The following is a 26,614-nucleotide window of genomic DNA, read 5'->3' as shown; positions in this document are numbered from 1 at the left end:
AAGAAAAATCACTGATGGGACAGTTCAGTAATTATGAACGTTGAAAAAAACCAATTAATGCTATCGCCGGGCAGACTGATCAAGCTGCTGGTTATCGCTTTATTTCTTTTTATGGCGGGCTGTGGGGGCGGTGGCTCCTCCGATAGCGATGACGACTCATCGACGACCACTGAAAGCGGTGGTGGTTCCGGCTCAGATGGTGATTCAGATGATGATTCAGATGATGATTCAGATGATGATTCAGATGATGATTCAGATGATGGTGACTCGGATGTGGCGGGTATTGTCGTTGATGAGCTGATCGCAAACCCCTTTTCGGGCACCAGTATAGGGCTCTCCTGGGAGGACTCCGAAGAGACGTATCGTATTTATCGCGATGGTGAATTGGTCGCGGAAATTACAGATAACTATTATGTGGATGAAGGCCTCTCAGTAAATACCGAATATAGCTATTGGGTCGGTGTTGGGGGCAGTGATAGTGACGCGGACAGTGTTACCGCAAAAACCCTGGTTAATAACAGCAATGATGGTCTCCGCAACGGTACTGATGCGGTAGCGACGGACAAGCGAATTGTTGATTTTGACGAGTGTCAAAATGCCCGTTCAGCGGGAGATGTTGCCGACGACAGTCTCGATAGTTGCTTGCAGGCAGTGCTGGATGAAGTGGGCATGGCTGAGCAGCTCGAAGATATGCGCGCTTTCGTTGCCCGCGTTAGGAGCGAGCAGGACCCGGCAATGGTTGAGCTGGGCATGCGCCTGTTCCACAGCAAGAGCCTCAGTGCCAACGGCGACACATCCTGTTCTTCCTGCCACCACCCGACAATAGGTTGCGCCGGCGATGACCTCTCCATGTCTGTCGGTGTAAATGCCATCGATCCCGATTTGCTGGGCCCCGGTCGCTCCGATGGTGAGAACGAGGTGCCGTTGGTAGCGCGCAATGCTCAGCCTATCTGTAATATGGCGCTCTGGGACAACGGGTTGTTCTGGGATAACCGGGTTCTGTTTACCGAGGATGGTGGTCTCAAAACGGACTCCAGGGATGTAACCAACAATACTGAGGCGGCGGTAGGAACCGGCACCCTGGCGCTGATGATGGCCCAGGCACACTTTCCGGTGACTGACTCTGCTGAGATGGGGGATATCACCGAGTTTGGCTACGATGATACTAGCGATGGTGACGTGACCGATTACCGCGAGGATTATCTTGTTGCAAAACTCAATCAGGAATTCTGGGGGCCCTTATTTACTGACGCTTATGGCGACTCCAGCATCGACTTCAGTAGAATCGCACAGGCGATTGCGGCCTATGAGGCGGTGTATATCTTTATCGATAATCCCTTCTTTGACTATGTCGATGGCGACCTCAGCGCAATCGGTAGCGATGCAAAGCGCGGCGCAATTACCTATCTTACTCCGGGCTCTGGCTGCACCGCTTGCCACACGGGCGCTTTCTTTACCAATCAGGGGCTGAGGGTTGTTAACTACCCACAAATTGGCAAGGGTAAAGAGGACGATGGCGCCGATTGGGGTGGAGCTGTTCTTGGCGGCTTCCGCGTGCCGACGCTGCTCAATGTGGGGATTACTGGTCCCTGGGGGCACGCCGGACAATTTGGTACTTTAGAGAGAAATATCGAACACTACGCCGGTCAAGCGGATTCGGTGTCCAAATACTTTGCCAATAGTGAGATGTGCGATCTGGATCAGTTTGTCGAGGTGGACGATTGCGCGGCGAAAGTTGCGCCCAACGGTTTGGAGTTGACCGAGGCAATACTGGAACTCGATGGCGATGCAGCGCTTCCTATCGATGACGATGAAGTGGAACAGCTGGCCGCATTTCTCGAATCACTCACGGACCCGGATGCGGCCAATGCGAACTCAAATGCAGTCCAGTCCCTGATCCCACCCCGCGATGGCGGCCCCGACGGCATGCAGCTGGATGCGAGAGACCAGGATGGCAACGAGCTGTAAGGTCTTTCGATAATCTCCTCAACCATTTCATCGGTATTCAGAGCCGGTGAAATGGTTATCTCTAGATACTGCCGCTGCTCTAGTGGCAGTCTGTCAAACCGACTAACTTTCGCCACAGCGCCGGATACCCCGCGCGCGAGCCTGCCTGAATCTTATCCCCATAGCCCTGTGATGATTTGCCTGACTTCCAGCGTCATTCATATAGGCTCGATATAGGGCGTGCAAGCCCGTTTGCTATCGGGATGATAAAGGGGGTGATGCGCTCTCCATGGCGGCTGTCCTCTTTTGCTTATTTATGCGGTACTTTGGTGTTAGAGGGTTCGGCGGTAGCGGAAAAAGTCGCTAGTAAATGGATTTGATTGGGTTTTAGGGCTGCAACTGACAGGGCTTTCCGGCAGTATAGAGATTGGGGGCGCGAGCTGGAATGGGAGCAAATTTCCCGTAGAAAATACCGATAGGAACTTACCGCTATCGATAGAGGTCAGTGGTCGGTGCCGGATTTTATTGTGGTCTGCAGATTTGTTTTACCCGGGGCATCGGCACTGATTGGTGTATTACCGGTGCCCGCACAAGCTCGCTGGGCCAATAAGTGAAAAATAAAGATACAGGTGGTGTTGTGTCCGCAAAATTTAAGCGTCTGTCGCTCGTACTGCTGCTCGGTACTCTGCTGGGAGGCTGCGTAACCTCTGGGGGAGTGGAGCGCAAGGAAGTTGATCTGGATAAAGCGTTGGAGACCCATGTGCAACTGGGGCTGCGCTATTTGCGGGACTCGGACAATCGAGAGCAGTCCCGTCGACACTTGAATCGCGCTTTGGAACTGGGCAAAAAGAACCCACTGGCACACCACGGCTTGGCCCTGCTTTACCAGGTGGATGGCGAGCTGGATATTGCCGAGTCCCATTTCAAAAAAGCCCTGCGCTATAGCGATGGCTTTTCTATGGCGCATACGAATTACGGTGTTTTTCTCTATAAGCAAGAGCGCTATAAAGAAGCGCTCAAGCAGTTTGAGTACGCCTCCGAAGACCTCACCTACAACCGCCGCTCTTTCGCCCTGGTTAACTATGGCCGTACGGCCGCGCGCCTGGGGTTTGGGGAAAAGGCAGAGGGAGCCTTTTCCAGGGCTCTGGCGCTGAACCCCAGTTTGCCGCTGGCACTAATCGAGTTGGCCGAGCTGAAATATAACGCCGGCGATTATGCAACATCCAAGGTTTACCTGGATAAATTCAGCGAAAAGAATCGTCAGACCCCTCAGTCACTATGGCTGGGGATTCGCATTGAAAAAGTGTTTGGCAATCGTGACAAGGAGCGCAGTTATGCGCTTGCGTTGAAGAATTTGTACCCGTACTCTGCGGAGACACTGAAATATCAGGAGCTGAGTGGTAATGACGGATAGTAGTCCCGAGTACGGCGATGGCGGTGAGGCCGCATTCAATACGCAAACTTCTAGCGCTTCTGCCGGCAGTCTGTTGCTGGCTGCGCGGGAATCGGCAGGGCTGTCCCGTGCGGAATTGTCGCAGCGCCTCTGTATTATCGATAATACGGTCGAGTGGATTGAAACTGACGATTATGCGCGACAGCCGGAAGCGGTCTACACGCGGGGCTATATCCGCAATATTTGTCGCGAGTTGAATATCCCTACCGAGCCGGTTTTGGCCGCCTACGACAGGGATCGGCCGCAGCCGGTGCAGCGCAATGAATCCCGTCGAGTTATCAAGGCTGAAGCATTCCGGCCCGAGCGTAAACGGGGCTACGGAGCTCTGGCCCTGCTTCCCCTGCTGCTTGCTGGCGGTGTCTTCTGGTGGATGTATGGTGTCCCGGTCAATATGCCCGGTATGCCTCTGAGCGGGGATAGTGCTGAGTTGGTCGCCGCAGCGTCCACTGCTAGCGAAGCCGCCGGCAGCCCGGTTGCCGAGGTCGAGCAACAAGAGATCACCGTGGCGCAGCTGAGTTCGGAGCCATTGACGCCGGCAGCCAGTGTGACGACTGAGGTTGACCCCGAGGCTGTCAGTACTGAAGAGGTCAGTACTGAGGCGCCGGTGGCTGAAGCTGTCGCCACCGCTGTCGCGGAGATTGAGCCCGCAGCTACCGAGACGCCCCAATTGGATCAGCCCCAGCAAGGCGCTCTGCGCCTGCGTTTTGATGAGGACGCCTGGGTTGAAGTGAAAGATGCCGCAGGTGTGGTTTTGCTGGCAGGGGTACAAGCCGCCGGCAGCACCAAGACTCTGGATGGGCCGGCGCCATTTGATCTGATGCTGGGGAACGCCCGTGCAACTCACGTGGTCTATCGCGATGAAATCATCGACACCCAGCCCCTTGGCGACCGCCGTACCCGCCGCCTGACAGTCGGCGACTGAGGTGATCTGCCTCGTTTGGGCGCGAACTCTGTAGGTTTGCGCCCAATCTCTCTATAATCTGCCCCTCGATTTTTATCAGTAATATCACCAGGTCAGCCTATGCAATTTGAATCTCCCATTGTCCGCCGCAAGTCGCGCCAGATCATGGTGGGTGATGTACCGGTCGGAGGGGATGCCCCGATCTCGGTGCAGAGTATGACCAACACCGAAACCTGCGATGTAGAGGCCACTGTCGGCCAGATCCAGCGTCTGGAACAGGCCGGTGCCGATATAGTGCGGGTCTCTGTGCCCAGCATGGATGCCGCAGAGGCGTTTGGGGAAATTAAAAAACAGGTGAATGTCCCGTTGGTCGCAGACATTCACTTCGACTATCGCATCGCCCTGCGGGTCGCAGACCTGGGGGTGGACTGCCTGCGCATCAACCCCGGCAATATCGGCCGTGAGAAGCGGATTCGCGCGGTGGTGGACAAAGCTCGCGATATGAATATCCCGATTCGTATCGGTGTCAATGCGGGCTCCTTGGAAAAAGACCTGCAAAAAAAATACGGTGAACCCACACCGGACGCCCTGGTAGAGTCGGCCCTGCGCCACGTATCGATACTCGACAGCCTGGACTTCCAGGACTTTAAGGTCAGCGTAAAGGCATCGGATATTTTTATGGCCACCGCCGCCTACCGCAAGCTGGCCCAGCAGATTGAGCAGCCGCTGCACCTGGGGATTACCGAAGCTGGTGGCTTGCGCGCCGGTACGGTGAAATCGGCTATCGGCCTCGGCGCTCTATTGCTCGATGGTATCGGTGATACCCTGCGGGTTTCCCTGGCCGCAGACCCGGTGGAAGAGATCAAGGTGGGCTGGGACCTGCTCAAGAGTCTGCGCCTGCGCAACAAAGGGATTAATTTTATCGCCTGTCCCAGCTGCTCGCGCCAGAATTTCGATGTGGTGAAAACCATGAACGAGCTGGAAACGCGCCTGGAAGATGTAACCACACCGCTGGATGTGGCTGTGATTGGATGCATCGTCAACGGCCCTGGCGAGGCGAAAGAAGCCGATATTGGCCTGACCGGCGGTACCCCAAGCCACGCTATTTATGTGGATGGCCAGCCGGACCGCAAATTTAAGAATGAAAACCTGGTCGATGATTTAGAGCGTTTGATTCGCGAGAAGGCCGCCGCCAAGGCCGAGCGCGAAGCCGATATCATCGCCAGGGCATAGCGGGCTCCGGCCCTCTGTGCACCCCCTATTAATTGAGTGAAAAATTAAGGAACAGCGTTGAAACAGCTTCGCGCAATTCGCGGCATGAACGACCTGCTGCCGGAACAGTCCCCGGTCTGGCAGTACGTGGAAGCCACACTGAGTGAACTCTCCAGCCGCTACGGCTATACCGAAATTCGCACGCCCTATCTGGAGGCGACCCAGTTATTTTGCCGCGCGGTGGGCGAGGCTACCGATATTGTCGAAAAGGAGATGTACACCTTCGACGACAAGAGCGGCGACAGCGTAACCCTGCGCCCCGAAGGCACAGCCGGTACCGTGCGCGCGGCTATTCAGAACAACCTGCTGATCCAGCCGCAGCGCCTGTGGTATTTCGGCCCCATGTTCCGCTACGAGCGCCCGCAGAAGGGCCGCCTGCGCCAATTTCACCAGTTTGGTGTCGAGGTGTTTGGTCTCGAAGGGCCGGATATTGATGCGGAAATCCTGATTATGACTGCGCGCCTGTGGCGCCAGCTGGGCATCAGCGAACATGTGACCCTGCAAATTAACTCTCTGGGCAACGCCGAGAGCCGCAGGGAATATCGCGATGCTCTGGTCGCTTATTTGAGTGAGCGCCGCGATCAGCTGGATGAGGACAGCCAGCGCCGCCTGGAGCGCAATCCGCTGCGCATTCTCGACAGCAAAAATGCGCAAACTCAGGAACTGCTGGCCGGTGCGCCCTGTCTACTGGACTTCCTCGATGAGGAATCCGCCGCTCACTTCAACCAATTGAAGGCACTATTGGACGCGGCGGGCGTGAAGTATGAGATCAATTCCAAGTTGGTGCGCGGTCTCGATTACTACGGAAAAACGGTATTTGAGTGGGTGACCGACAGCCTCGGTGCCCAGGGCACCGTGTGTGCCGGTGGCCGCTACGACGGACTGATAGAGCAGATGGGCGGCAAGGCCACCCCGGGCGTCGGTTTTGGCCTGGGTGTTGAGCGCCTGGTATTGATGCTGGAAACCCTGCAAGCGCTGCCGGAGTCCCTGTCGCAACAGGTCGATGCCTATCTGGTTGCCGTGGGTGATGTACAATTAGCCGCCATGACAGCCGCCGAGCAGCTGCGCGACGAGTTGCCCTGGTTGCGCCTACAGCTGCACTGTGGTGGTGGAAGCTTTAAGAGCCAGATGAAAAAAGCGGATAAGAGCGGTGCCGATTACGCACTGATTATCGGCGAAGATGAGGCGGCCAATGGTCAGGTAACCGTGAAGTACCTTCGCGCTGACCAGCCGCAGCAAACGCTGGCACCGAAAGAGCTGGCAGCACTGCTGCAAGGCTGAATTAAATACTGAGGGAGGCGGAGGCCCCCGCCGGGAAAGTTAGTAATCTACAGGAAAGGCAAATTACCCAATGGCTGAGCATCTTACCGAACAAGAACAAATAGAAACGCTGAAGCGCTGGTGGGCGGAAAACGGCAAGGGAATTATGACTGGCGTGGTGCTGGCCCTGGCCGGTTACTTCGGCTATCAGTGGTGGCAGGGGGATCAGCGCACCAAAGCTGAAGCGGCTTCTGACCTGTACCAGACTTTCGTTGAAGCGGTCTCCGCCAACAACAACCAACCGGACAGCAAGCAGATCACGACGGCCAAGAATGTGGCCGAGCAGCTGAAAAATGACTTTGGCAAGCGTATCTACGCCAGCCAAGCCGCACTGCGCCTCGCCGCCATCTCAGCGGAAAGCAATGACCTGGAAGCGGCTCAACAGCAGTTGCAGTGGGTATTGGACAACACCGCTGAAGCCAGTCTGGAGCTGCTGGCCAAACGCCGTCTGGCTGCGGTTTTGGCAGCCCGAGGTGAGCCGGATCAAGGCCTCAAACTGCTTGAGGGCACTGTACCTCCCGCATTTGCGGCGCTTTATTCTGAGACCCGTGGTGATATCCTGAAGCAAAAGGGTGACAATGCCGGTGCGCGTGCCGCGTACGAGCAAGCGCTGACAGAGCTTCTGCCAGAGCAAGCGGGCAGCACCCAGCTTCTGCGCCTAAAGGCGGATAGCCTGGCGGCAACCGAGAGCAGTGACGCTCAGAACCAAACCGAGCCTGTATCTGAGGGAGGCGAGTAATGGGATTTCTGAATCGCGCTGCGGGTCGCACCGCAGCGGTGGCGCTAGCGGTGGCTCTTGCCGCCTGCGCCTCTAATGACGAGAAGGAAGCTGTCGACCCCGTCGAACTGGTGGATATTAACTCTACCGTTGCCCTGCAAGAGGTCTGGTCTGCCGATATCGGTGGCATCGACCAAAAGCGCTACGCAATGTTGCAGCCGAGCCTGATTGATGGCCGTCTGATCGCCGCCAGTAGTGACGGTGAAGTGACAGCCTTTGATCGCAGCTCGGGGGACAAGCTCTGGGAAACAGAGCTGGATGTGGAGTTGAGCGGTGGTGTGGGTACCGGCCTGGGCATGGCGGTGGTCTCTGACTATCGCGGCCGCGCTGTGGCTCTGGACCTCGATAGCGGCGCAGAGCTGTGGACCTACCAGGTTTCCGGTGAAGTCGTCTCCGCCCCGGCCATCGGTGCCGGCGTGGTGGTTCTGCAAACCGTAGATGGCAAGCTGGTCGGTCTCGATGCCAGCAGCGGCGAAGAGCTGTGGAGCCACAATACCAGCCTGCCGGTGCTGACCCTACGCGGTACAGCGGCTCCGGTTATCAGCGGCGGCATGGTGATTGCCGGCCTGGATAACGGCAAACTGCTGGCTCTGGACGCCCGCGACGGCATTCAGCGCTGGGAGCAGCGCGTTGCGATTCCCCAGGGCTCTGCGGAGCTGGAGCGGGTAGTGGATATCGACGGCGCCCCGGTTGTGCGCGGTGACCTGGTGTTTGCGGCCAGTTATCAGGGCCGTGTTGTGGCCCTGTCCAAAGAGAATGGTCGCGGCCTCTGGGCCCGCGATGCCTCCACCCACCACGAAGTGGCGGTGGGCGGTGGCCATGTCTACCTCAGTGATGCCTCTGGCAGTGTCTACGCCTACAATGTGGGCAGCGGCCAGATCGAGTGGAGCAACAACGAGCTGTTGCGCCGTGAATTGAGCGGACCGGCCTTCTTCCAGAATGCCGTCGTTGTCGGAGACCTGGAGGGTTACCTGCATGTGCTGGACCCCAATACCGGACAATTCATTGGCCGCGAGCAGGTGGATGGCGATGCGATTCGTATCCCCATTCTGGTGGATGGCGACCTGATGTTTGTCCTGTCGGATGACGGCAAACTGTCAGCCCTGCGCCTCGCCGGTTCCTGACAACCGCACCCCATTGTTAAGGTGGACAGGTTGTTCGCCTAAGGGTCTTGAGCCCACAAATGGAGCCTGCTTGGCAGGCAAGTTGAAATCGCCCGCCTCGCGCGGGCTTTTGTATTTTTTTATTCGGCTAAAACCAGAATTTGTATGCTGCCAGTAATTGCCCTGGTCGGGCGCCCCAATGTGGGCAAATCCACACTTTTTAATCGGTTGACCAAGACTCGTGACGCCTTGGTGGCCAACTATGCCGGGCTCACCCGCGACCGCAAATACGGCGAGGCGGAGATCGACGGGCGCAAGCTGTTACTGGTCGACACCGGCGGTATTTCCGGTGGCGAAGAGGGCATTGATGCGGCGATGGCCGAGCAATCTATGCAGGCTATCGAAGAGGCGGACTTCGTCCTGTTTCTGGTGGATAGCCGTGCAGGCCTGACACCGGCGGACGAGATGATCGCCGAGCGCCTGCGCACCCGCTCCAAGCCCACCTTTCTGGTGGCCAACAAGGTCGACGGGGTTAACCCGGATATCGCTCTGGCGCCGTTTTACGAGCTGGGTATTGGTGAGCTTTTCCCGACGACCGCCACCCACGGGCGCGGCGTTCGCACCTTGATGCAGCGGGTGATCGAAGATCTGCCCGAGCAGCCGCTTGAAGAGGAAGTCGAAGAGGCGACCGGGATTAAGATCGCCATTGTGGGGCGCCCCAACGTGGGTAAGTCCACTCTGGTAAACCGCCTGCTGGGCGAAGATCGGGTCGTTGTCTACGATCAGCCCGGCACCACCCGCGATAGCGTTTATATCAACTATGAACGCGATGAGAAGCCCTACACCCTGATCGATACTGCCGGTATTCGCCGCCGCAAAAATATTAAGGAGTCGGTGGAGAAGTTCTCTATCGTCAAAACCTTGCAGGCGGTAGAAGACGCTAATGTCGTAGTGCTGGTGATCGATGCCCGCGAGGGTCTGGTGGACCAGGATATGCACCTGATGGGCAGCGTGGTGCAGGCCGGGCGCGCACTGGTCGTAGCCCTGAACAAATGGGATGGTCTGGAAGTCGATCACCGCGACTATGTGAAAGCCGAGCTGGAGCGCCGTCTGCGCTTTGTAGACTTTGCCGATGTACACTTTATTTCTGCGCTGCACGGCACCGGTGTTGGCCACCTGTACGAGTCTATTGAAGGGGCCTACCAGAGTGCCACCGACAAGTTGTCCACCAATCACCTGACCCGCATCCTGCAATGGGCGGTCACTGAGCACCAACCACCGCTGGTGCACGGGCACCGTATCAAGTTGCGCTACGCCCACGCCGGTGGACAAAACCCGCCGGTAATTGTGATTCACGGCAACCAGACCGAACAGGTTCCGGCACACTATGTGCGCTACCTGGAAAAGACTTTCCGCAAGGCGCTGGATCTGCACGGCACCCCGGTAAAAATTGAATTCCGCACCAGTGCCAACCCCTATGCGGACAAGAAGAACAAGCTGAGTGATCGGCAGAAGGCTAAAAAGCGCCGTCTGATGAAGTTTGTTAAGAAGAAGAAAAAATAAGCGGCGGTAACCGACGTTACCCGCAAGCCGGCAAGGGATACTGCCGGCTTGCCAATCACTTCAGCTTCCGAATTCTAAAGCCGCACCCAAAGGGAGCGGTGGGCATTCAATCGTACCAGTGATCCCGCTATCGGCGGGGCCAGGGAAGAAACCACAAGGAGAATACGATGTTGAAGCTGAAGAATTCTGCGTTGTTGCGCAGCCAATCCTATATTAATGGTCAGTGGATTGACGCCGATTCTGGCGCAACCTTCGATGTGTTGGACCCGGCAACTGGCCAGGTCGTAGCCAGTATCGCCAACCTGGGGGCGGATGAGACCCACCGCGCGATTGAAGCGGCGAATCAAGCCTGGCCCGCCTGGCGCGATACGCCGGTAAAGGAGCGGGCCAAAATTCTCAGTTGCTGGTACGATCTGATTCTCGCCAATATTGACGACCTCGCTATCATTTTGACCGCAGAGCAGGGCAAGCCCCTGGCTGAGGCCCGCACTGAAATTATCTACGGCGCTAATTATATCGAGTGGTTTGCGGAGGAGGCCAAGCGGGTTTACGGCGATGTTATCAGCCCCCCCTCCGGCGATAAGCGCCTCCTGGTGATCAAGCAGTCAGTGGGAGTAACTTGCTCGGTAACACCGTGGAATTTCCCCAGCGCCATGATTGCGCGCAAAATGGCCCCGGCCATTGCCGCCGGCTGTCCATTTATCGCCAAGCCCGCCTCGGAAACCCCCCTATCTGCACTGGCACTGGCCGCTCTCGCTGAGGAAGCGGGAATTCCCCCGGGTGTTTTTAATATTGTCGCCGGGGAAAAAGCAGCGGAAATTGGCGCAGAGATGACATCCAACCCCCTGGTGCGAAAATTTACTTTTACCGGTTCCACTGCGGTTGGGAAATTGTTGCAGGCCCAATGTGCAGAGACCATGAAGAAAACCTCAATGGAGCTGGGGGGCAATGCAGCGTTTATTGTTTTTGATGATGCGGATATTGATGAAGCGGTAAAGGGGGCAATTGTTTGCAAATACCGCAACGCCGGGCAAACCTGTGTATGTGCTAATCGTATTTTTGTCCAGGCAGGGGTTTACGATGAATTTGCGCAAAAGTTTTCCGCTGCGGTAGAGCAGCTTGCTATGGGCAGTGGTTTTGATAGCACTATCGATATGGGGCCAATGATTACTGCCAAAGCAGTGAAGAAAACTGAATCCCTGGTGGAGGATGCACTACAAAAAGGCGCGCAAACTCTGGTTGCCGGAGGTCCCAGCAGTTTGGGGGATTGTTTTTATTCCCCGGTGGTTTTAGGGGGGGTGACTGATAAAATGAATCTGTTTAAAGAGGAAATTTTTGGCCCGGTGGCGCCGCTGTATCAGTTTTCCACGGAAGAGGAAGTAATTCAGATGGCCAACGATACGGAATTCGGTTTGGCATCCTATTTTTATTCCCGGGATATTGGTCGTATCTGGCGCGTCGCCGAGGGCCTTGAATACGGCATGCTGGGGATTAATGAGGGAATTATTTCCAATGAAATGGCCCCTTTTGGTGGTATTAAAGAATCCGGACAGGGGCGCGAGGGTTCCAAGTACGGAATCGAAGATTATCTGGAAATAAAATACCTGTGTATCGGCGGTATCAATAAATAGTTTGTACAGAGTGTTTGGATTGTAAATGGTTGTAGAACCTATAGCGCGGGTGCATTCCTGCTTTGGAGAAAAGTTCGGGGTGCCCCGCCAGCCACTTTTGGCCGATGCCAGTCGCGCCAGTATAGAGTTACTGGCGCCACTGAATAGCGCCGATGCGGTTGCCGGCCTGGAACAGCACAGTCATATTTGGGTGGTGTTCCAGTTTCACCAGGCCGCCGGCCAGTGGTCCGCAAAGGTGCGCCCCCCCCGTTTGGGTGGTAATAAAAAGCTGGGGGTATTGGCCACCCGTTCACCTTTTCGCCCCAATAATATTGGCCTTTCAGTGGTTCGCCTATTGGAGGTGCGCACCTCCCCTAAAGTCGAGCTGATAGTTGCCGGGGCAGACCTAGTTGACGGCACCCCGGTGTTGGATATCAAGCCCTATATTCCCTATGCAGATGCATTAACGGACGCGCAAAGCGAATTTGCCGACGCGGCCCCGGTAGTGATGCCCGTCACTATCCCCGAGCGGCTGCTCAGTCAGGCGAAAGCTTACCGCGATGACTGGGGTACCGATCTCCCCCGTTTAATTGAACAGGTGCTCTCCCAGGACCCCAGGCCGGCCTATCAGAAAACAGACCCACAGCGAATTTATGGAATGCAGCTGTGTGACTTTAATTTGCGTTGGCGTTATACCGAGGCGGGTATCGAGGTGGTGGCGCTAGAATAATATTTGTGGATAGAATTAATTGCATGGTCAAAATGTGGGAAATTTTGCAGCTTTAGAGGTGATTAAGGTTCAGATTTTTTCTGGTGAAGATGTTTTTTAGTCATTTTTTTCTTTTCTTTAATAGGGCCGCTTTGGCATCATTTTTCCAGGTCTTTGCGTTTCTGAAAGATGGTTATTTAGTCAGGAAAATATAAGAAAGTTATCTGGATACAACCCTATTGTTACGAGTGTACAGGTTCTAATTCGGCTGGTAGATTAAGCGCCAAATCATCGTTCTGATGCCTCCTATAGCTGGGCCTACAGGAGATATATGTCAACTGATCAGGGCTAGCCAATGAGAATCCCTCCTACTATCAGGTCAGATATACTGGAGCACTTTGAGTGTAATATTGGAGCAAAGCTATTTGCGCAACCGGAGTGCGGCCGTAGAATATTTGCGAGTAATAAATTAGCAGGGATGCTTGAAGGACTTCAGAAAATAAGCCGAATACCCAGTAATGAAGGGTATCACGCACTGACTGTTATTTCGGCTGTGAATAGTTTGAGAGGTAGTGCGGCCCCTTTACACTCTTTCCTCAAGAATGGCAGTGCTACCCGTCGCTGTATCGCGGGCGCGGGGTTTGAGATCGAGTATGAGCTGCATCGTGTTTATGATGGGAGGGCACCTCAGACAGATGTTGGCATTATTGATATTCGTTTCACTCAGGATGAGGCTGACGAAGCTGACAGGGCGGCGCTATGGGATATAGAATGGGTTAGCTTGGAAGGAGATCGTGGGGAGTGGAAGCCAAATGATGAACCTAGTTTATTTTTAAAGACGGGTGGCGAGGTGAGAGGTGATGAAGGCTCACCACTAAAAATAGGTATCAATGGGTATAGTGCGAGATTAGAACATGCTGCAAGCATACTACCCTCTCATATTGCTCGCGGTGATCAAGTAGCCTTGAAGAAATTAAAAAGTAGAGGTTATACGCTTTTTTATGTACCACAAGGGAAGGGTGCTGTTAAAGCGGGGTGGCGGTGTACCAAAAACCTGGGCCGTGCAGCTACAGAGGAAGATATTTTGGCTGCAAGGATACTCGCGGGGCATATGAAAGAAGCCCATGATAAAGGCTTATATGTTGAGTGGATCAGCCATAGAGGTGGTTCCAAAGTCCTGACCAAGGCGATGGAGCAGCTGGAGCTCTGGCATATTAATTTGCAAGGAAAGCAAAAGATATTTCTCAGCGATGCTACTTCCAGCCAATATTTGGCAGACGAGATCCGCAGAAGAATTGGTATGAACACGAGTGATACCAAATGGTTTAACTCCACGCCAGGTGTAGCCCAGTTGATTGGTGGATCGAATTTGGGCTTAACGGATGTTGCTATATCATTGAATGTGCTTGTCAATCATGCGGAACAAGAAGGGCGAAATGATGCTGTTGTCGATGTGGTTCGTCATGCTGCTGGTGTTGTTAAGAAAATTCCCAGTGGCTCCAGTGCACTATTGACAATGCTTTTTGCCAGTATCCCCAGTTTGACAGAAACCTATAATGCGGACAATAGTGTGCCTTTTAAGCAGCTGTTAAAGAAGCTGCCTTTCAGCCGCTAGGGGATAATATTATGAATTTTCTACGCGGTATCTTTCCCCGGCCCCCTAGCTTTCGTCGCTCAAGAAAGTTAGAGAAAGAGTTTTCTGGCTGTGATTTGTATTTTGAAGCCCCTCCGTATTCTGATCCCTTTTCCGACATTCAGGATTGGGAAACCGAGCCGGACTCATTTGATATATTTTCTCCCGATGGTTATCGCCCTATCAAGTATTATGATTTTCATGATACAAATAAATTAATAGAGTTTCCTTTCATTCAGGCTTTGCCCCTGTTTTCGAGTCGTTGGGCATTTAAGGGGGTTCCGATTATTCAAGGTTATGGAGGCTATGTAGGGTTGGGGGTTATCATTAATGCAATAGAGGATTTGCCGGTTAATGAAAGTATGTTTCACGATAAGGTTTTTGTTCGTGAGGTTTATCGGAAATATAATTTAACTAATTTGCAGGATTTAAATAAGGGTTTAAAGAGTGATCCCTTTGATCTTACCCAGTACCGATGGTCGAACTATTTTGGCCCTTTAAACTGTCAGTGGCTTGAGCTGAGTGGAGTGGATTGGCTTTATTTTGAAAGTCAACCACTAGTTAGTGGTATGGATCGTATAAGTTTACACACTGCAATAACAGATAAGCACATCCTTGGTTGTCATTTTTCTTTAGATCGTGCTGGCCTTAATGCGGGCAACGCATTTCGACAAAACCAGCGCACTCCCTGGGATAACTATATCAATTTTATCCAGCGCATAATGGATTCGATCAGGCTAGAGCTGTCACCTGAATTATCTATTCGCCGAGCGGAAGTGCAATCTCAGCCGGAAGCTAATAGCAAACCAATTTTTGGTTGCACTCCCCAGCAGGTTGAGGAAGCTAAACATGTTATGCAAATGTGGAGTGGCAGGGGATATAAAGACAGCCGTAGAGACAAAAATGAAAGCCATCGAGCAACGCCAGAGGAAGTGTCTGCCTTTATCGATAAGCGTATTCAGCCCCGGCCACTGCATAATAGCTATCCTCTGGGGGAGAAGATAGAGGTGGTTCCAAGGTTGCCCCCAGAATTGCTCAAGCGTCCCTTGATGGGGTTGAAATAGATGGTTGCTTAGAGGGTAGGCTATAAAAATGCTAGCTTTCTATTTAAGTCGTTTTTGAATTGGTGATTCTTTAGCGGTCTGAGGGTGATCTTATGAATATTCTTCGCGGTATCTTTCCATGGGCCCCCAGCTTTCGCCGCTCAAGAAAATTAGAGAGAGAAGTTTCTGGCTGTAAGTTGTACTTTGAAGCTCCGCCATATTCCGATCCATTTTCCGATATTCAGGATTGGGAGGCCGAGCCGGATTCATTCGATATGTTTTCTCCGGATGGCTATCAATCCATAAAATATCGTGGTTTTCATAATGTGAATGAGCGAATTGATTTTCCTTCTATTCAGTTTTTGCGTATATTTTCGAGTCGCTGGGCATTTAAGGGTTTTCCAATTGTTCAAGGCTATGGCGGCTACGTAGGTTTAGGGGTCACAATTAATGCGATAAGAGATTTGCCGATTAATGAAAGTGTATTTCACGATAAAACCTTTGTTCGTGAAGTTTACCGAAAATATGATTTGACCAATTTGCAGGATTTCAATGAGGGTTCCAAGAACGATCCTTTCGATCTTACCCAGTACCGATGGCCGAACTATTTTGGTCCTTTAAACTGTCAGTGGCTTGAGCTGAGTGGAGTGGATTGGCTTTATTTTGAGAGTCAGCCACTAGTTAGTGGTATGGATCGTATAAGTTTGCACACCGCAATAACTGATAAGCACATTCTTGGTTGTCATTTTTCTTTAGATCGTGCTGGCCTTAATGCGGGTAACGCATTTCGACAAAATCAGCGCACTCCCTGGGATAACTATATCAATTTTATCCAGCGCATAATGGATTCGATCAGGCTAGAGCTGTCACCTGAATTATCTATTCGCCGAACGGAAATACAATCTCAGCCGGGAGCTAATAGCAAACCAATTTTTGGTTGTACTCCCCAGCAGGTTAAAGAGGCTAAACACGTTATGCAAATGTGGAGTGATAGGGGATATAGAGATAGCCGTAAAAGCAAAAATGAAAGTCATCGCGCAACACCGGAGGAGGTGTCTGCCTTTATCGATAAGCGTATTCAGCCCCGGCCACTGCATAATAGCTATCCTCTGGGAGAGAAGATAGACGTCGTGTCAAGATTGCCGTCAGAGTTGCGTAAACGTCCCCTGATGGGGTTGGAATAGATGGTTGTTTGGGGCTCTTTGGGGAAATTACTCAGCGATAGACTGTCTAGTCATATTTGGTCGTTTTTCTGGGGGCGCCCCTATTCTGACTCTGCTAATTGAAGAGCTATGTAGCTTATATAACGTTTGCGAATAGCCTAGCTGTTGCTCCGGTGAATACTGAATTCAGGACCTCCGCTAAGATATTTCGTATCGGAACGGATATGTCACTCATTTTCATGGGAAATACAATTCCCCAAGATATGGTAATTGCCTAAAAATAGCCCCTGTCTTTCTAAGGGCGCAACTATGCCAGTACGTGAGTCTTTTAATTATCAGGGTTTGGATGCTATCCGCGTCGGTCGAATCGACATGGGGGTTAACACCACCTTTGTTGTTTACCGACTCAATGGAACCTTGATTGACACCGGCCCCAGTAATCAGTGGAAGTATGTAAAGCCATTCGTGCAAAATACGCCGCTAAAGCAATTATTACTTACCCACCACCACGAGGACCACAGCGGTAATGCCGGCGCTATCCAAAGGTTGACCGGAGTGCAGGCGCTGGCGCCTGACCTGACCATTGGCATACTAAAGAAAGGTTTCCGTATTCCCCCTATGCAAAGGTTGTTCTGGGGCGCGGCGGGAAAGGCTGAGGTGGCACCGCTGCCGGCAGAAATTTATATTGGTGATGAAAAAGTGGTGCCCGTATTTAGCCCGGGGCATGCAAAAGATATGACTTGCTATTTGCTGCCTGAGCGCGGTTGGCTATTCAGTGCTGATCTATTTATTGCCAACTATCTAAAGTTCTTACGTATTGATGAGGATGTTCCCACCTTACTAAAAAGTATAAAAGGGGTTTTAGGTCATTCCTTTGACGTTATCCTCTGCCCCCATCGGGGGGTGGTAGAGAATGGTTGGCAGGAGCTGAATAAGAAATATGAGTATCTACTGAACCTCTCTACAGAGGCGCAGGAGTTACATCGACAAGGTCTATCCCTAGAGGAAATCACCCTACGTTTGCTGGGTAAAGAGGGGGTGTTCGGTGTCTTGACGGGATATAATTTTTGTAAGAGAAATTTAATTGCCTCTTGTTTGGAGGTTGATCTGGATGAGATGCCCCGTTTTTGATCCGTCATTGTAGCTTGGGGTTGATTTTGGTTACGGGAATGTTGGCATCTGCTCCCTGACTATTTCTCAGCCTCAATAATAAAGCGCTTAATCCTAACTCCGGCACGTTTTTGCATCAGGGGATGAACCTTCTTGTAGTATTTGTGCATGACTTGATCTGCAAACTGTTCCCGTTCGGGGTGAGATAGATGGCGGAACTGGGGAACCCAGGATAGAAAAAATTCTGTAAGTTTTTCCCAGGTTTTAAAGTTCTCTACGTGGTAAATCTCATCGAGTCTCGGTAAATAAAACCCGGCTTCTTCCGCATATTTTTGCATGTCCTCCAATGTATAGTGATTGTAGGGGTTGTGAAAACTATCAAAATAGGGCTTCCATACGGCTGTATTCTGCTCTTCATAGACGGTATTCCAGAAATTTTCATGGTCAACCTGAAAGCCGCAGATGACTTTTCCATCGTCCTTTAGGTGTTTGTAAAAGCTATTCCAGACAGTCTCCTGATCTGCTACCCAGTGTAAACAGCTAAAAGAAAAAATAATGTCGAATTTAAAATTAAACTGGATTTCGTCAGCACTCATTTGTTTGAAGGATAGGTTGGGTATATTGGCGTAGTTGTTGCTGGCGTAGCGAACCATATCTTCGGTTAGATCGATTCCGATAATTCTGCCATTCGTCATGCGCTCGGCTAAATAGCGGGTTATTTTTCCGTCGCCACAGCCCACATCGAGAATAGTAGTTGCCTGTTGATAATTACAGCGATGTATAGCCTCCATGGCATGGCGCCACTGCATATCCGAGGCATTTACATACTCCTGAGCCTGCCATTTATCGTGTCTGACGGTTTTATCCATTGGTGTGGCGCTCTAGATCTGATTTGCAGAGAGAGAATCAGTTTAGCCGGATACACTTATGATCTCGCGAGCAATCTCAGTTGCGGATAAATATGGCACGGAAATTGGTGTCGTACCCTGCTTATTCGCAGTTGCATGACGGATCAAACTTGGGGAACTACTGTGAAGCTACAAGGATCTTGCCACTGCCTGTCGGTGAAATTTAGCCTGAATTCCGACCAGCCCTACCCGTTTAACCGGTGTTACTGCTCAATATGCCGAAAAACAGCAGGAGGTGGGGGTTTTGCCATTAATCTGGGGGCAGATTTCCATACCCTGAAAGTGCAGGGGGAGGAGTTCTTGAGTTTCTATCAGGCTGAAATTGGGGTGTCGAGCGGGGCTAGGGGAAGTCAGAGTCCCGCACGGCGACATTTTTGTGCAAAGTGCGGCAGTGCCTTGTGGCTCTGGGATCCTCGCTGGCCAGAGTTAGTACATCCCTTTGCTTCTGCGATTGATACCGAGCTGCCAGTACCACCGGTGCGCAGTCATATGATGCTGGATTGTGCGCCAAGTTGGGTGCAGCCAGAGATACGGGAGGGGGATAAAATATTTGCAGGCTACCCGGAGGAGTCTCTGGCCCAGTGGCACCGGCGCAATATTCCCAGGGCTTAGTATTTTTGCTGGGGATAAAGACCTGAAGCGGGGCGAGCCTGGGATCGCTCCGCTTCAGGTTTATGATACGGACTTTGCGTTTACTCTTCCGCGAGATAGAGTACCAAGTTATCCAGGAAGTTGAGCAGATCCGCCTTTTCAGAATTGCTCAGGGTCTCAAACTGTTCTTTGCTGAATACAGCCTCACCACCGTGATAGAGAATCGCCTCGGCCATGGTAGTCGCGCGCCCATCGTGTAGGTAAGGTGGCGTTGAGCCTACGCCCCAGAGGTTTTCGGTCAGAAATACTGAGGCGCCCACATTGCCCTCATCAATTTCCTCGGCCATAGCTGCCCCCATATCGTGACGCTTGAGGTCGCCGTACAGGCGGACTATGGCCCCACCATTTTCCGACTCCTCAAACTGGCCCAGTGTCTGGCCGGATGGCAGCTCTTGGGGGTTATCCATAATCTCGGTGAGCAAGTTGAACTGTAGAGATTTACTGGGTAGGCCGGCTATATCGCCTGCGGGGTAGGTCTCGTCCCGGTAGCTGGCATGTAGTGAGGGCTCATAGAATACCGGTGAGGCAACTTCCATTTCGGGGGAGTGGCAAGAAGCACAACCAATGGAGCTGAATAGCGCCTCGCCATTCTCAATACTGGCAATCTCCGCAGCACTTAGTGGTAAGCCGTAAGTCTCCTGCTCCTCTTCTGTCAGTGAGTCGATTACGCTGTTGAGTTCGATTTTGCTGACAGGGCGGGGCTGCGCTGCGTTATAGATGGTTAACGCGGTAATGTCACCGACACTGAGCTCATTGGTGATCGAATCAAAATCGCTATCTGCATCACCGACCAACTCAGTGGCTTGCATGCCCAGTTCCTGATGTGCGGCGCCGCGTACAAATGCGCGTACAAATCCAGTTAGGCCTTTCCACTCAAAGGGCCTTACTACCAAGTCGGTATCGAGCCCCTCGACGTTATCGTAATTGACCGCCTCACAGGATACGCTGATCTCACCAAAGCTAATCCCCTTGGCTGTCAGTGCCACAGTCGTATTTGTCTCGGAGGCACAGCTCTCACTGATGGCATTATCTCGCAGGCTGTGCAGTTCGGTGGTCATCTCTTCCGCTACCAGCTGCACCGCGCCCATGCCGAACAGGTGCGGTGATTGGCGTTCGATAAAGCCTTTTTGCTTGCGTTCAGGATCTATACGAATCACATTGTCGTTAACACCACCACCGCCATCGGCCACAGGTACGTTGTGACAACTGATGCAGGAATCACCGTTGGGGCCCGTCGTGCGGTGGGGCAGGACCTTAGCCCATGCATTTGCTCCTCTTAGATCGGGCCGTGGAAAGCTGGTAAATCTTTTGCCGTTGCCCACGTTTACACCGACCCCATCGAGGGCGTTGTAATTCATTTCAAATAGTTCATCGCCCTCTTCAAAAGCGTGAATATAGGCTCCCAGGGTATCCATGGATTCGAGATCGGATTGTTCTAAATGTCCACCCAGATGAATTTCTACTGCGCCAGCATGGAGTATCTGCACGGTATCGAAGACTTCGCTAAAGTCGAAAGGTATGGTTTTCTGCTGTCGGTGGTGTTTTCGCGCGTGCTTGGGTACACGGTTTTTATCGTGTTTAGAACCAAAATCGGCAAGTGCCGGTGTGGCATTAAATGTTAAAGCTGATATTGCCATAGTCACAGGCAACAGGTGTTTTTTAAATATCATCAGCGATATCTCCAGGTACTGACATTGTGCGAACGTAAGATGGATTTTTCTAGGAAAGCGCACTCTATGTGGAGATACTCAGCAATGCTTCTTGTAAGCACAGTTCCCCAAAAAACTGATAGTCAGTTGTGCTACAGTCAAACATTGACAGTGTTTTTGTTGGTAACATTTTTATCTCGCAAAGTGCATCCAGTAAGGTTCAAAAGCATCCTTGCAAGTTTCTTATAGGTAGAACTGTGCCTGTTCTGCCACTTATGGCAGGCGTCAAGACTACGGGAGATACGGTGCTGCGATAGGAGGTTTTAAAGCCCAAGTTGCCCGCTCTAAAAACACCTAAGAATGGTCCCGATTGTGTCGATTTTGCCCATAACCTACCGCGCAGGTGTGCGGTACTATTTTTGTTTTCTGGCTGTTTTAGTGCCACTTGTAAATGGGAAGTTCCTCTGAAAATAAAAGTATTTTTGTTTTTGCCTAGAGATGACAGCTTTTCCAGTACCAAGGTAACCTGCCTGTCCCCGCTGCTTGTGACACAGCTTTGAATAAAAAGTGCTATTTTTACCGGAGATTTAAATGTTGGCATGGGGAGTAAAACTCATCGATCTCCATGGTATTTTTCGAATGTGATTTTTGCTTGTCTTTTGGTGACGCCAGGACGAGAGTTGTGAGCTGTTGTGCTCACTGTTGATTTTAGGGGGGTATTCTCTTTGCTTTTCCGTGCAAGCCAAGGGACTGCACCTGTCTTTAGTGGCAGCCTTGGGGTTAGCATTTGGCGACTTTTTCTGACGATTTTTTAGCGCCAGGGAAACGCTGAGGCAGAGTAAAGGATAGGCGGGCTGTTCACAGATAAGTACTTCCCTATGTGAGATTTATCTATTGTTCGTATGCTGGCCAAAAACATTAAAAAGTAGTCAAGGTCGTGTTGGCGCAATTTTCCCTCTGTCGCGCAAGGTTGAAAACTGTTTAAGGGGGGAGATTTCAAACGATCGCCATCGATTGGCTGGCTAAAAGGAAAATTGTCGCATTATTCATTTGAATGGCGTGCTAGAGATCTTTGACGCCATATATTTCAATATGAAGCTAATAAAATAGTTCTAATATTGCGCCTGTAGATAAGGATATTCACAGGTAAGTGGCAACTATAAATTGCGGAAAGGTAGTGGTTGCGAGCTATGGGTGTGTTTGCCTGTAGGGAGTCAATACTTTCAGTGCGATTGCCGGCGTCATAGTTTTTCCATATAAAATCGAATAAATTTTATTATATGTTCCACCGAATGATAGCTAGTAATTTTAGATTTTAATTCAAATTAAAATCAGTTGATTCTTGAATTTACTCAAGGTGGAGCATTGCTTGAAAATAGTATAGGGGGCAGGGTGAGAAAAATATTGGTTTTAGGGGGGGATGGTTTTTGTGGTTGGCCAACTTCTCTCCACCTTTCCGAGGCGGGCTATGAAGTTGTAATTGTGGATAACTTTTCCCGGCGGAAAATCGATATTGAGCTTGAAGTTGATTCATTGACGCCAATTAAGCCTTTGTCAGAGCGGCTTCGGGTGTGGCGCGAAATCTCCGGAAAATCCATCAGGTATATATCCATTAATATTGGACGGGAATTTGAGCGGTTACTGGAGCTGTTCAAGCAGGAAAAACCGGATGTGGTTATACACTTTGCAGAACAGCGCGCTGCGCCTTATTCGATGAAATCTGCCGGACATCGGCGCTATACCCTCGATAATAATTTAAATGCCACCCATGATATCTTAGCGGCGATAGTTGAGAGTAAACGGGATATACATTTGGTTCATCTGGGTACCATGGGAGTATATGGCTATGGTACAGCAGGTCTTGCCCTACCTGAAGGCTATTTAAAAATTCAGGTAGAGAATGCTGGAAAGCTCTCTGAGCAAGAGATACTTTACCCCAGTAATCCAGGCTCTATCTATCATATGACAAAGGCCCAGGATCAGCTGCTATTTGCCTTCTATAACAAAAATGATCAGGTCCGCGTTACTGACTTACATCAAGGCATTGTCTGGGGTACCCAGACCGAGCAAACACAGAGAGATGAATATCTGATCAATCGGTTTGATTACGATGGCGATTACGGCACAGTGCTCAATCGATTCCTTATGCAGGCAGCGATTAATTATCCTCTCACTGTATATGGGACGGGTGGTCAGAAGCGGGCGTTTATTCATATTCAGGATACCTGTCGCTGTATTCAGTTGGCAATTGAAAATCCTCCGGAGTCTGGTGAAAGAGTCAAAATCCTGAATCAGATGACAGAAACGCACAGGGTTGGAGATCTGGCCAAATTAATTGCTAAAAAAACCGGGGTCGGTATTGCCTATCTGGATAATCCCAGGAAAGAATCCGCAGAAAACGATTTACTGGTAAATAATGATCAGCTGCTTGAGATGGGCTTGAGGCCAATAACTCTCAATCACAGCCTTCTCAGCGAGGTTGAGGATATTGCCAAAAAATATTCCTATCGCTGTGATCAAAGTAAAATCCCCTGTATATCTAAGTGGTGATAGGTCTGTAACTAGAGGAACTGATTTTCGGTGTGGTCTAGATTACCTCTAGAAGAACGTTTTTATACCCATAGCTGAAGAGTGCGAAATATGAAAATTTTGATTGCTACGGATACCTATCCGAAGCAACTAAACGGTGTATCCAGGGTGCTGGACAAAACTGAGAGTGAACTCTCGGCGCGGGGACATGAGGTGAAAATTGTTTCCGCTGATGATTTCACTAATTTTCCCTGGCCGGGTTATAAGGAGATCAAAATTGCCGTATTTCCCGCTAGAAAGGCCGCACGGATTATTGAACAGTTCTCGCCGGATGCTATTCATATTATGAGTGAGGGCCCCGTGGGCTGGGCGGTGCGGGGATACTGCATAAGAAATAATTTACGCTTTACTACTTCGTGGCTATCCCGTCTCTCTGAGTATGTTTCAATCCGCTACAAAATACCACTGAAGTGGTTGCATGGTCTATTGCGGCGTTTCCACAATGCTGCGGCACAAACGATGGTGACCACTGCGGGGATGACGGCAGAAGCTCGGACTCTGGGTATTGCTCGTGTTACCCGCTGGCGCAGGGGGGTCGAGCTGGATAAATTTCGCCCAGTTGAAACGACACTTTTTCAGGGGTTAACCCGCCCAATTATGTTAAATGTCGGACGCGTTGCAGTAGAGAAATCGTTGGAAAAATTTTTATCCCTAGACCTGGCGGGAACAAAAGTTATCGTGGGAGATGGCCCTCAGCTCAAAGCGCTAAAAAGAAAGTTTCCCGAGGTGCTATATCTGGGGGTTAAGGAGGGGGAGGAGTTGACCGAGTGCTATAGTGCTGCGGATGTTTTTGTTTTCCCCTCTTTAACTGATACTTTTGGCTTGGTGAACCTCGAATCCCTGGCCTGTGGTTTACCGGTGGCAGCTTACCCGGTAACCGGTCCCAAAGATATTATTGGCGATGCGCCAGTTGGGGCACTGGATAGCAATCTTCAAGTAGCTATTGAAAAAGCACTATTGTTAGATCGGGCGGATTGTGTCGCCCATGCCAGAACCTATTCTTGGGATCTCGCGACTGAAGATTTTATCTCCAATTTAGTGCCGGTCAGTGTTGTGGGGGCTTTACCTGTTGATGGCTAGCGGTGGGGCCCTATAACCTTCACTGGAGTGGATATGTTTACAGGCAGCTAAGGGGTAAAGGGTAACTGAGCGTCAGAGATGATGGAGATGGTATTGCAGTGCAAATAAAGACAATTCTGCTCAATATCTGCTGTGTACTGCTGTTGTTGATCAGCGGACTGTCGCTGGCACAGGAGACGGCATCTGGCGATCATGTCAGGGTGCGCTGGCTGGCACCAGAGACTTTTCGTGAAGGTGCGGTGGAGAGGATCGGTTTCTACTTTGAAGTAGATCCTGGTTGGCATGTGTATTGGCGCAATGCGGGAGATTCCGGTGCGGCTCCCCGATTTGATCTATCTGCCCAGGGTGCGGTGCTCGGCCCCATTGAGTGGCCATTCCCAATACGCTTGCGGGTGGAGCATCTTACCAATCTGGGTTACTCCGCAGATACTGCTTACCTGTTCCAGGTTTACCCGGAAAATAAGGCGCAAGAGATAGCCATACGCGCTGACCTTGAGTGGCTGGTTTGCAAGGTAGATTGTATACCGGGTTTTGCCACCATGAGCCTGACTCGTCCGCTTGCCCAGCAGCTGGCTTGGTCTGCTACAGATCTGCCACTGCGAGATTATTTTGCTAGCCGGCTCCCGCAGGCGGGAGTTGAGAGTCCGTGGCAAGCGCTGTCTGTTTCACCTCAGGGAAGTGATTATCTTAGTTTGCAGCTGAGGGCGAATAGTAGCGGCGTAATCCCTGCTGTTTTCCCTATAAATGGAGAGCTGTTCTCTGCATCTGAACCGGAAGTTCAACACCAGGGTGAAACTTTACTCTACAGGTTCAAGCGTTTGCCCGGTGCCGAGCTTGGTGAAAGCAGTGAGTTTGTTGTTGCAGGCTCCAATCAGTCCTGGAAAATCAGTGCCCCCTTGTTACCTCAAGTGGCGGGCAAGGAAAGCACTGCCCCGGTATGGCTGCTGTTGCTGGCCGCATTTATTGGCGGTGTACTGTTAAATCTGATGCCCTGTGTATTCCCTGTGCTTTCAATCAAGCTATTTGGCTTGATCAATAGTGGAAATAGTCCCGCTGAGCGTTTGCGTGAATCCTTATTGTATAGCGCCGGAATTATGTTGACCTTCCTTGCCCTGGGCTTGGGGTTACTGGTGTTGCGCTGGGGAGGGCTGGCTGTTGGTTGGGGGTTTCAATTGCAGTCTCCCGCTGTGGTTTTGGGGCTAATACTACTTTTTTGGTTAATGGCATTGTCTTTTAGCGGTTTTTTTGAATTTGGACACCGATTAATGGGGCTGGCCAGTTCGAATAGCCGCAGCGCCTTTATCACCGGTGTATTAGCTGTCTTTGTCGCCGCTCCCTGTACCGGTCCATTTATGGGGGTATCCCTCGGTGCAGCAATGGTGATTCCACCGTTTCAGGCTGTGTTAATCTTCTTGTGTCTCGGTTTAGGGCTCGCGGCACCTTTTATCCTGGTATGCGCTAGCCCAGTTCTGCTGCGACGCTTGCCGGCTCCGGGGTTATGGATGGAGAAGCTGCGCCAGTTGCTTGCATTCCCGCTGTATGCCACGGTGATCTGGCTGCTGTGGGTTTTGGGACGCTTGGCTGGAGACTTTGGTTGGCTTGTAGGCTTAAGTCTGCTGCTTACTGCCACACTGGCAATCTGGCTTGCTAAGAACTTCGCCAGTAAGGGGACTGCTGTAGGGTTAACTTGTGTAGTTGCCGCTTTGCTGATTTCTATGCCGGTAATTCGTGTGGAGGATCGTGAACGAATGGAAAAACCGGTGGACAGCTGGCACAGCTATGACAAAGTGCTGTTAACGGAAGCGCTGCAAAGCGGGCGCCCGGTATTTATTGACTATACAGCAGCCTGGTGTGTTACCTGCCAGGTTAATAAAACGCTGGTGCTCGATACGCCAGCTGTACAGGCGTTATTTAAGGAAAATAAAGTACTGTTAGTTCGCGCTGACTGGACCGGCTATGACCCCGAGATCAGCCAGGCACTACAGGAGCTGGGAAGAAACTCGGTCCCGGTGTATGCCTGGTATCCGGCCGGGGCGCAAACACCGGAGTTACTCCCACCACTGTTGCAAGCGTCTTTAATTGCAGCACTGTTTGAGGAGCCCCCGAAGGTACCGTAACCTGAGTTCTGCTGG

The 26,614-nt window shown here is 51.5% G+C and carries 21 protein-coding genes; 18 read left to right on the top strand and 3 right to left on the bottom strand.

The genetic code is table 11. The features are described 5' to 3' along the window. Nucleotides 1-33: 33 nt before the first annotated feature. From ACJJIF_RS10250 to ACJJIF_RS10185, 14 genes are all read left to right on the top strand, one after another. Entirely contained in the window at nucleotides 34-1,968 is a 1,935-nt protein-coding gene (locus ACJJIF_RS10250; RefSeq protein ID WP_444932120.1) for a cytochrome-c peroxidase, read from the top strand. 616 nt (nucleotides 1,969-2,584) lie between these two features. Continuing rightward, nucleotides 2,585-3,361, top strand: a complete 777-nt coding sequence (gene pilW / locus ACJJIF_RS10245) for a type IV pilus biogenesis/stability protein PilW (protein WP_444932119.1) — start codon at nucleotides 2,585-2,587, stop codon at nucleotides 3,359-3,361. Beyond that, nucleotides 3,351-4,322: a RodZ domain-containing protein gene (locus ACJJIF_RS10240; protein WP_444932118.1), complete on the top strand. Its 972-nt coding sequence runs from the start codon at nucleotides 3,351-3,353 to the stop codon at nucleotides 4,320-4,322. The genes pilW and ACJJIF_RS10240 overlap by 11 nt, the downstream gene beginning before the upstream one ends. Before the next feature lie 99 nt (nucleotides 4,323-4,421). Next, nucleotides 4,422-5,534 carry a flavodoxin-dependent (E)-4-hydroxy-3-methylbut-2-enyl-diphosphate synthase gene (gene ispG / locus ACJJIF_RS10235; RefSeq protein ID WP_444932117.1) on the top strand — a complete coding sequence of 371 codons (1,113 nt, stop codon included), beginning with the start codon at nucleotides 4,422-4,424 and terminating at the stop codon, nucleotides 5,532-5,534. Between the two features lie 57 nt (nucleotides 5,535-5,591). Then, nucleotides 5,592-6,854, top strand: coding sequence for a histidine--tRNA ligase (hisS, locus tag ACJJIF_RS10230; protein ID WP_444932116.1), 1,263 nt, complete (start codon nucleotides 5,592-5,594; stop codon nucleotides 6,852-6,854). 70 nt (nucleotides 6,855-6,924) lie between these two features. Next, entirely contained in the window at nucleotides 6,925-7,632 is a 708-nt protein-coding gene (locus tag ACJJIF_RS10225) for a YfgM family protein (protein WP_444932115.1), read from the top strand. After that, nucleotides 7,632-8,795: an outer membrane protein assembly factor BamB gene (gene bamB, locus ACJJIF_RS10220; protein WP_444932114.1), complete on the top strand. Its 1,164-nt coding sequence runs from the start codon at nucleotides 7,632-7,634 to the stop codon at nucleotides 8,793-8,795. The genes ACJJIF_RS10225 and bamB overlap by 1 nt, the downstream gene beginning before the upstream one ends. A gap of 144 nt (nucleotides 8,796-8,939) precedes the next feature. Beyond that, complete coding sequence (gene der / locus ACJJIF_RS10215; protein ID WP_444932113.1) at nucleotides 8,940-10,337, top strand: ribosome biogenesis GTPase Der; 1,398 nt, start codon at nucleotides 8,940-8,942, stop codon at nucleotides 10,335-10,337. A 167-nt stretch (nucleotides 10,338-10,504) separates the two neighbouring features. Next, entirely contained in the window at nucleotides 10,505-11,968 is a 1,464-nt protein-coding gene (locus ACJJIF_RS10210) for an NAD-dependent succinate-semialdehyde dehydrogenase (protein WP_444932112.1), read from the top strand. A gap of 25 nt (nucleotides 11,969-11,993) precedes the next feature. Further along, the gene (gene tsaA, locus ACJJIF_RS10205) at nucleotides 11,994-12,677 is read left to right on the top strand and encodes a tRNA (N6-threonylcarbamoyladenosine(37)-N6)-methyltransferase TrmO (protein ID WP_444932111.1); all 684 of its coding nucleotides are present in this window, start codon (nucleotides 11,994-11,996) and stop codon (nucleotides 12,675-12,677) included. Nucleotides 12,678-13,011: 334 nt separating this feature from the next. Continuing rightward, nucleotides 13,012-14,271 (top strand): hypothetical protein, encoded by a 1,260-nt coding sequence (locus tag ACJJIF_RS10200; RefSeq protein WP_444932110.1) that lies wholly within the window; start codon nucleotides 13,012-13,014, stop codon nucleotides 14,269-14,271. Nucleotides 14,272-14,282: 11 nt separating this feature from the next. After that, a complete protein-coding gene (locus ACJJIF_RS10195) occupies nucleotides 14,283-15,353 on the top strand; it encodes a hypothetical protein (RefSeq protein WP_444932109.1) in 1,071 nt (356 codons plus the stop codon). A gap of 92 nt (nucleotides 15,354-15,445) precedes the next feature. After that, nucleotides 15,446-16,516, top strand: a complete 1,071-nt coding sequence (locus ACJJIF_RS10190; protein ID WP_444932108.1) for a hypothetical protein — start codon at nucleotides 15,446-15,448, stop codon at nucleotides 16,514-16,516. A 288-nt stretch (nucleotides 16,517-16,804) separates the two neighbouring features. After that, on the top strand, nucleotides 16,805-17,626 hold the full coding sequence (locus ACJJIF_RS10185) for an MBL fold metallo-hydrolase (RefSeq protein WP_444932107.1): 822 nt from the start codon (nucleotides 16,805-16,807) through the stop codon (nucleotides 17,624-17,626). A 59-nt stretch (nucleotides 17,627-17,685) separates the two neighbouring features. Here the strand turns inward: ACJJIF_RS10185 and ACJJIF_RS10180 are convergent, their stop codons facing one another. Next, nucleotides 17,686-18,474 (bottom strand): class I SAM-dependent methyltransferase, encoded by a 789-nt coding sequence (locus ACJJIF_RS10180; RefSeq protein WP_444932106.1) that lies wholly within the window; start codon nucleotides 18,472-18,474, stop codon nucleotides 17,686-17,688. A 162-nt stretch (nucleotides 18,475-18,636) separates the two neighbouring features. Here ACJJIF_RS10180 and ACJJIF_RS10175 point away from each other — a divergent pair, with 162 nt between their 5' ends. Beyond that, nucleotides 18,637-19,125: a GFA family protein gene (locus ACJJIF_RS10175; protein WP_444932105.1), complete on the top strand. Its 489-nt coding sequence runs from the start codon at nucleotides 18,637-18,639 to the stop codon at nucleotides 19,123-19,125. Nucleotides 19,126-19,205: 80 nt separating this feature from the next. Here ACJJIF_RS10175 and ACJJIF_RS10170 read toward each other — a convergent pair whose 3' ends face one another. Continuing rightward, nucleotides 19,206-20,834, bottom strand: a complete 1,629-nt coding sequence (locus ACJJIF_RS10170) for a di-heme oxidoredictase family protein (RefSeq protein ID WP_444932104.1) — start codon at nucleotides 20,832-20,834, stop codon at nucleotides 19,206-19,208. 199 nt (nucleotides 20,835-21,033) lie between these two features. Next, nucleotides 21,034-21,414: a hypothetical protein gene (locus ACJJIF_RS10165; protein WP_444932103.1), complete on the bottom strand. Its 381-nt coding sequence runs from the start codon at nucleotides 21,412-21,414 to the stop codon at nucleotides 21,034-21,036. Nucleotides 21,415-22,205: 791 nt separating this feature from the next. Here ACJJIF_RS10165 and ACJJIF_RS10160 point away from each other — a divergent pair. From ACJJIF_RS10160 to ACJJIF_RS10150, 3 genes are all read left to right on the top strand, one after another. Then, nucleotides 22,206-23,363, top strand: a complete 1,158-nt coding sequence (locus ACJJIF_RS10160) for an NAD-dependent epimerase/dehydratase family protein (RefSeq protein WP_444932102.1) — start codon at nucleotides 22,206-22,208, stop codon at nucleotides 23,361-23,363. 90 nt (nucleotides 23,364-23,453) lie between these two features. Further along, nucleotides 23,454-24,482 carry a glycosyltransferase family 4 protein gene (locus tag ACJJIF_RS10155; protein WP_444932101.1) on the top strand — a complete coding sequence of 343 codons (1,029 nt, stop codon included), beginning with the start codon at nucleotides 23,454-23,456 and terminating at the stop codon, nucleotides 24,480-24,482. A gap of 98 nt (nucleotides 24,483-24,580) precedes the next feature. After that, the gene (locus tag ACJJIF_RS10150) at nucleotides 24,581-26,599 is read left to right on the top strand and encodes a protein-disulfide reductase DsbD family protein (protein WP_444932100.1); all 2,019 of its coding nucleotides are present in this window, start codon (nucleotides 24,581-24,583) and stop codon (nucleotides 26,597-26,599) included. Nucleotides 26,600-26,614 lie beyond the last annotated feature (15 nt).

The organism is Microbulbifer regidiadema (SeqCode), from assembly GCF_052467605.1.
The sequence above is the reverse complement of the archived record's forward strand: the minus strand, read 5'-3'. Positions and strand labels throughout refer to the sequence as shown.

Coding starts and splice junctions, on each gene's coding strand:
- ACJJIF_RS10250 (WP_444932120.1), top strand. CDS start 34: ATGAACGTTGAAAAAAACCAATTAATGCTATCGCCGGGCAGACTGATC.
- ACJJIF_RS10240 (WP_444932118.1), top strand. CDS start 3,351: ATGACGGATAGTAGTCCCGAGTACGGCGATGGCGGTGAGGCCGCATTC.
- ispG (WP_444932117.1), top strand. CDS start 4,422: ATGCAATTTGAATCTCCCATTGTCCGCCGCAAGTCGCGCCAGATCATG.
- ACJJIF_RS10225 (WP_444932115.1), top strand. CDS start 6,925: ATGGCTGAGCATCTTACCGAACAAGAACAAATAGAAACGCTGAAGCGC.
- bamB (WP_444932114.1), top strand. CDS start 7,632: ATGGGATTTCTGAATCGCGCTGCGGGTCGCACCGCAGCGGTGGCGCTA.
- der (WP_444932113.1), top strand. CDS start 8,940: ATGCTGCCAGTAATTGCCCTGGTCGGGCGCCCCAATGTGGGCAAATCC.
- ACJJIF_RS10210 (WP_444932112.1), top strand. CDS start 10,505: ATGTTGAAGCTGAAGAATTCTGCGTTGTTGCGCAGCCAATCCTATATT.
- tsaA (WP_444932111.1), top strand. CDS start 11,994: ATGGTTGTAGAACCTATAGCGCGGGTGCATTCCTGCTTTGGAGAAAAG.
- ACJJIF_RS10200 (WP_444932110.1), top strand. CDS start 13,012: ATGAGAATCCCTCCTACTATCAGGTCAGATATACTGGAGCACTTTGAG.
- ACJJIF_RS10195 (WP_444932109.1), top strand. CDS start 14,283: ATGAATTTTCTACGCGGTATCTTTCCCCGGCCCCCTAGCTTTCGTCGC.
- ACJJIF_RS10190 (WP_444932108.1), top strand. CDS start 15,446: ATGAATATTCTTCGCGGTATCTTTCCATGGGCCCCCAGCTTTCGCCGC.
- ACJJIF_RS10185 (WP_444932107.1), top strand. CDS start 16,805: ATGCCAGTACGTGAGTCTTTTAATTATCAGGGTTTGGATGCTATCCGC.
- ACJJIF_RS10180 (WP_444932106.1), bottom strand. CDS start 18,474: ATGGATAAAACCGTCAGACACGATAAATGGCAGGCTCAGGAGTATGTA.
- ACJJIF_RS10170 (WP_444932104.1), bottom strand. CDS start 20,834: ATGATATTTAAAAAACACCTGTTGCCTGTGACTATGGCAATATCAGCT.
- ACJJIF_RS10165 (WP_444932103.1), bottom strand. CDS start 21,414: ATGCCAACATTTAAATCTCCGGTAAAAATAGCACTTTTTATTCAAAGC.
- ACJJIF_RS10155 (WP_444932101.1), top strand. CDS start 23,454: ATGAAAATTTTGATTGCTACGGATACCTATCCGAAGCAACTAAACGGT.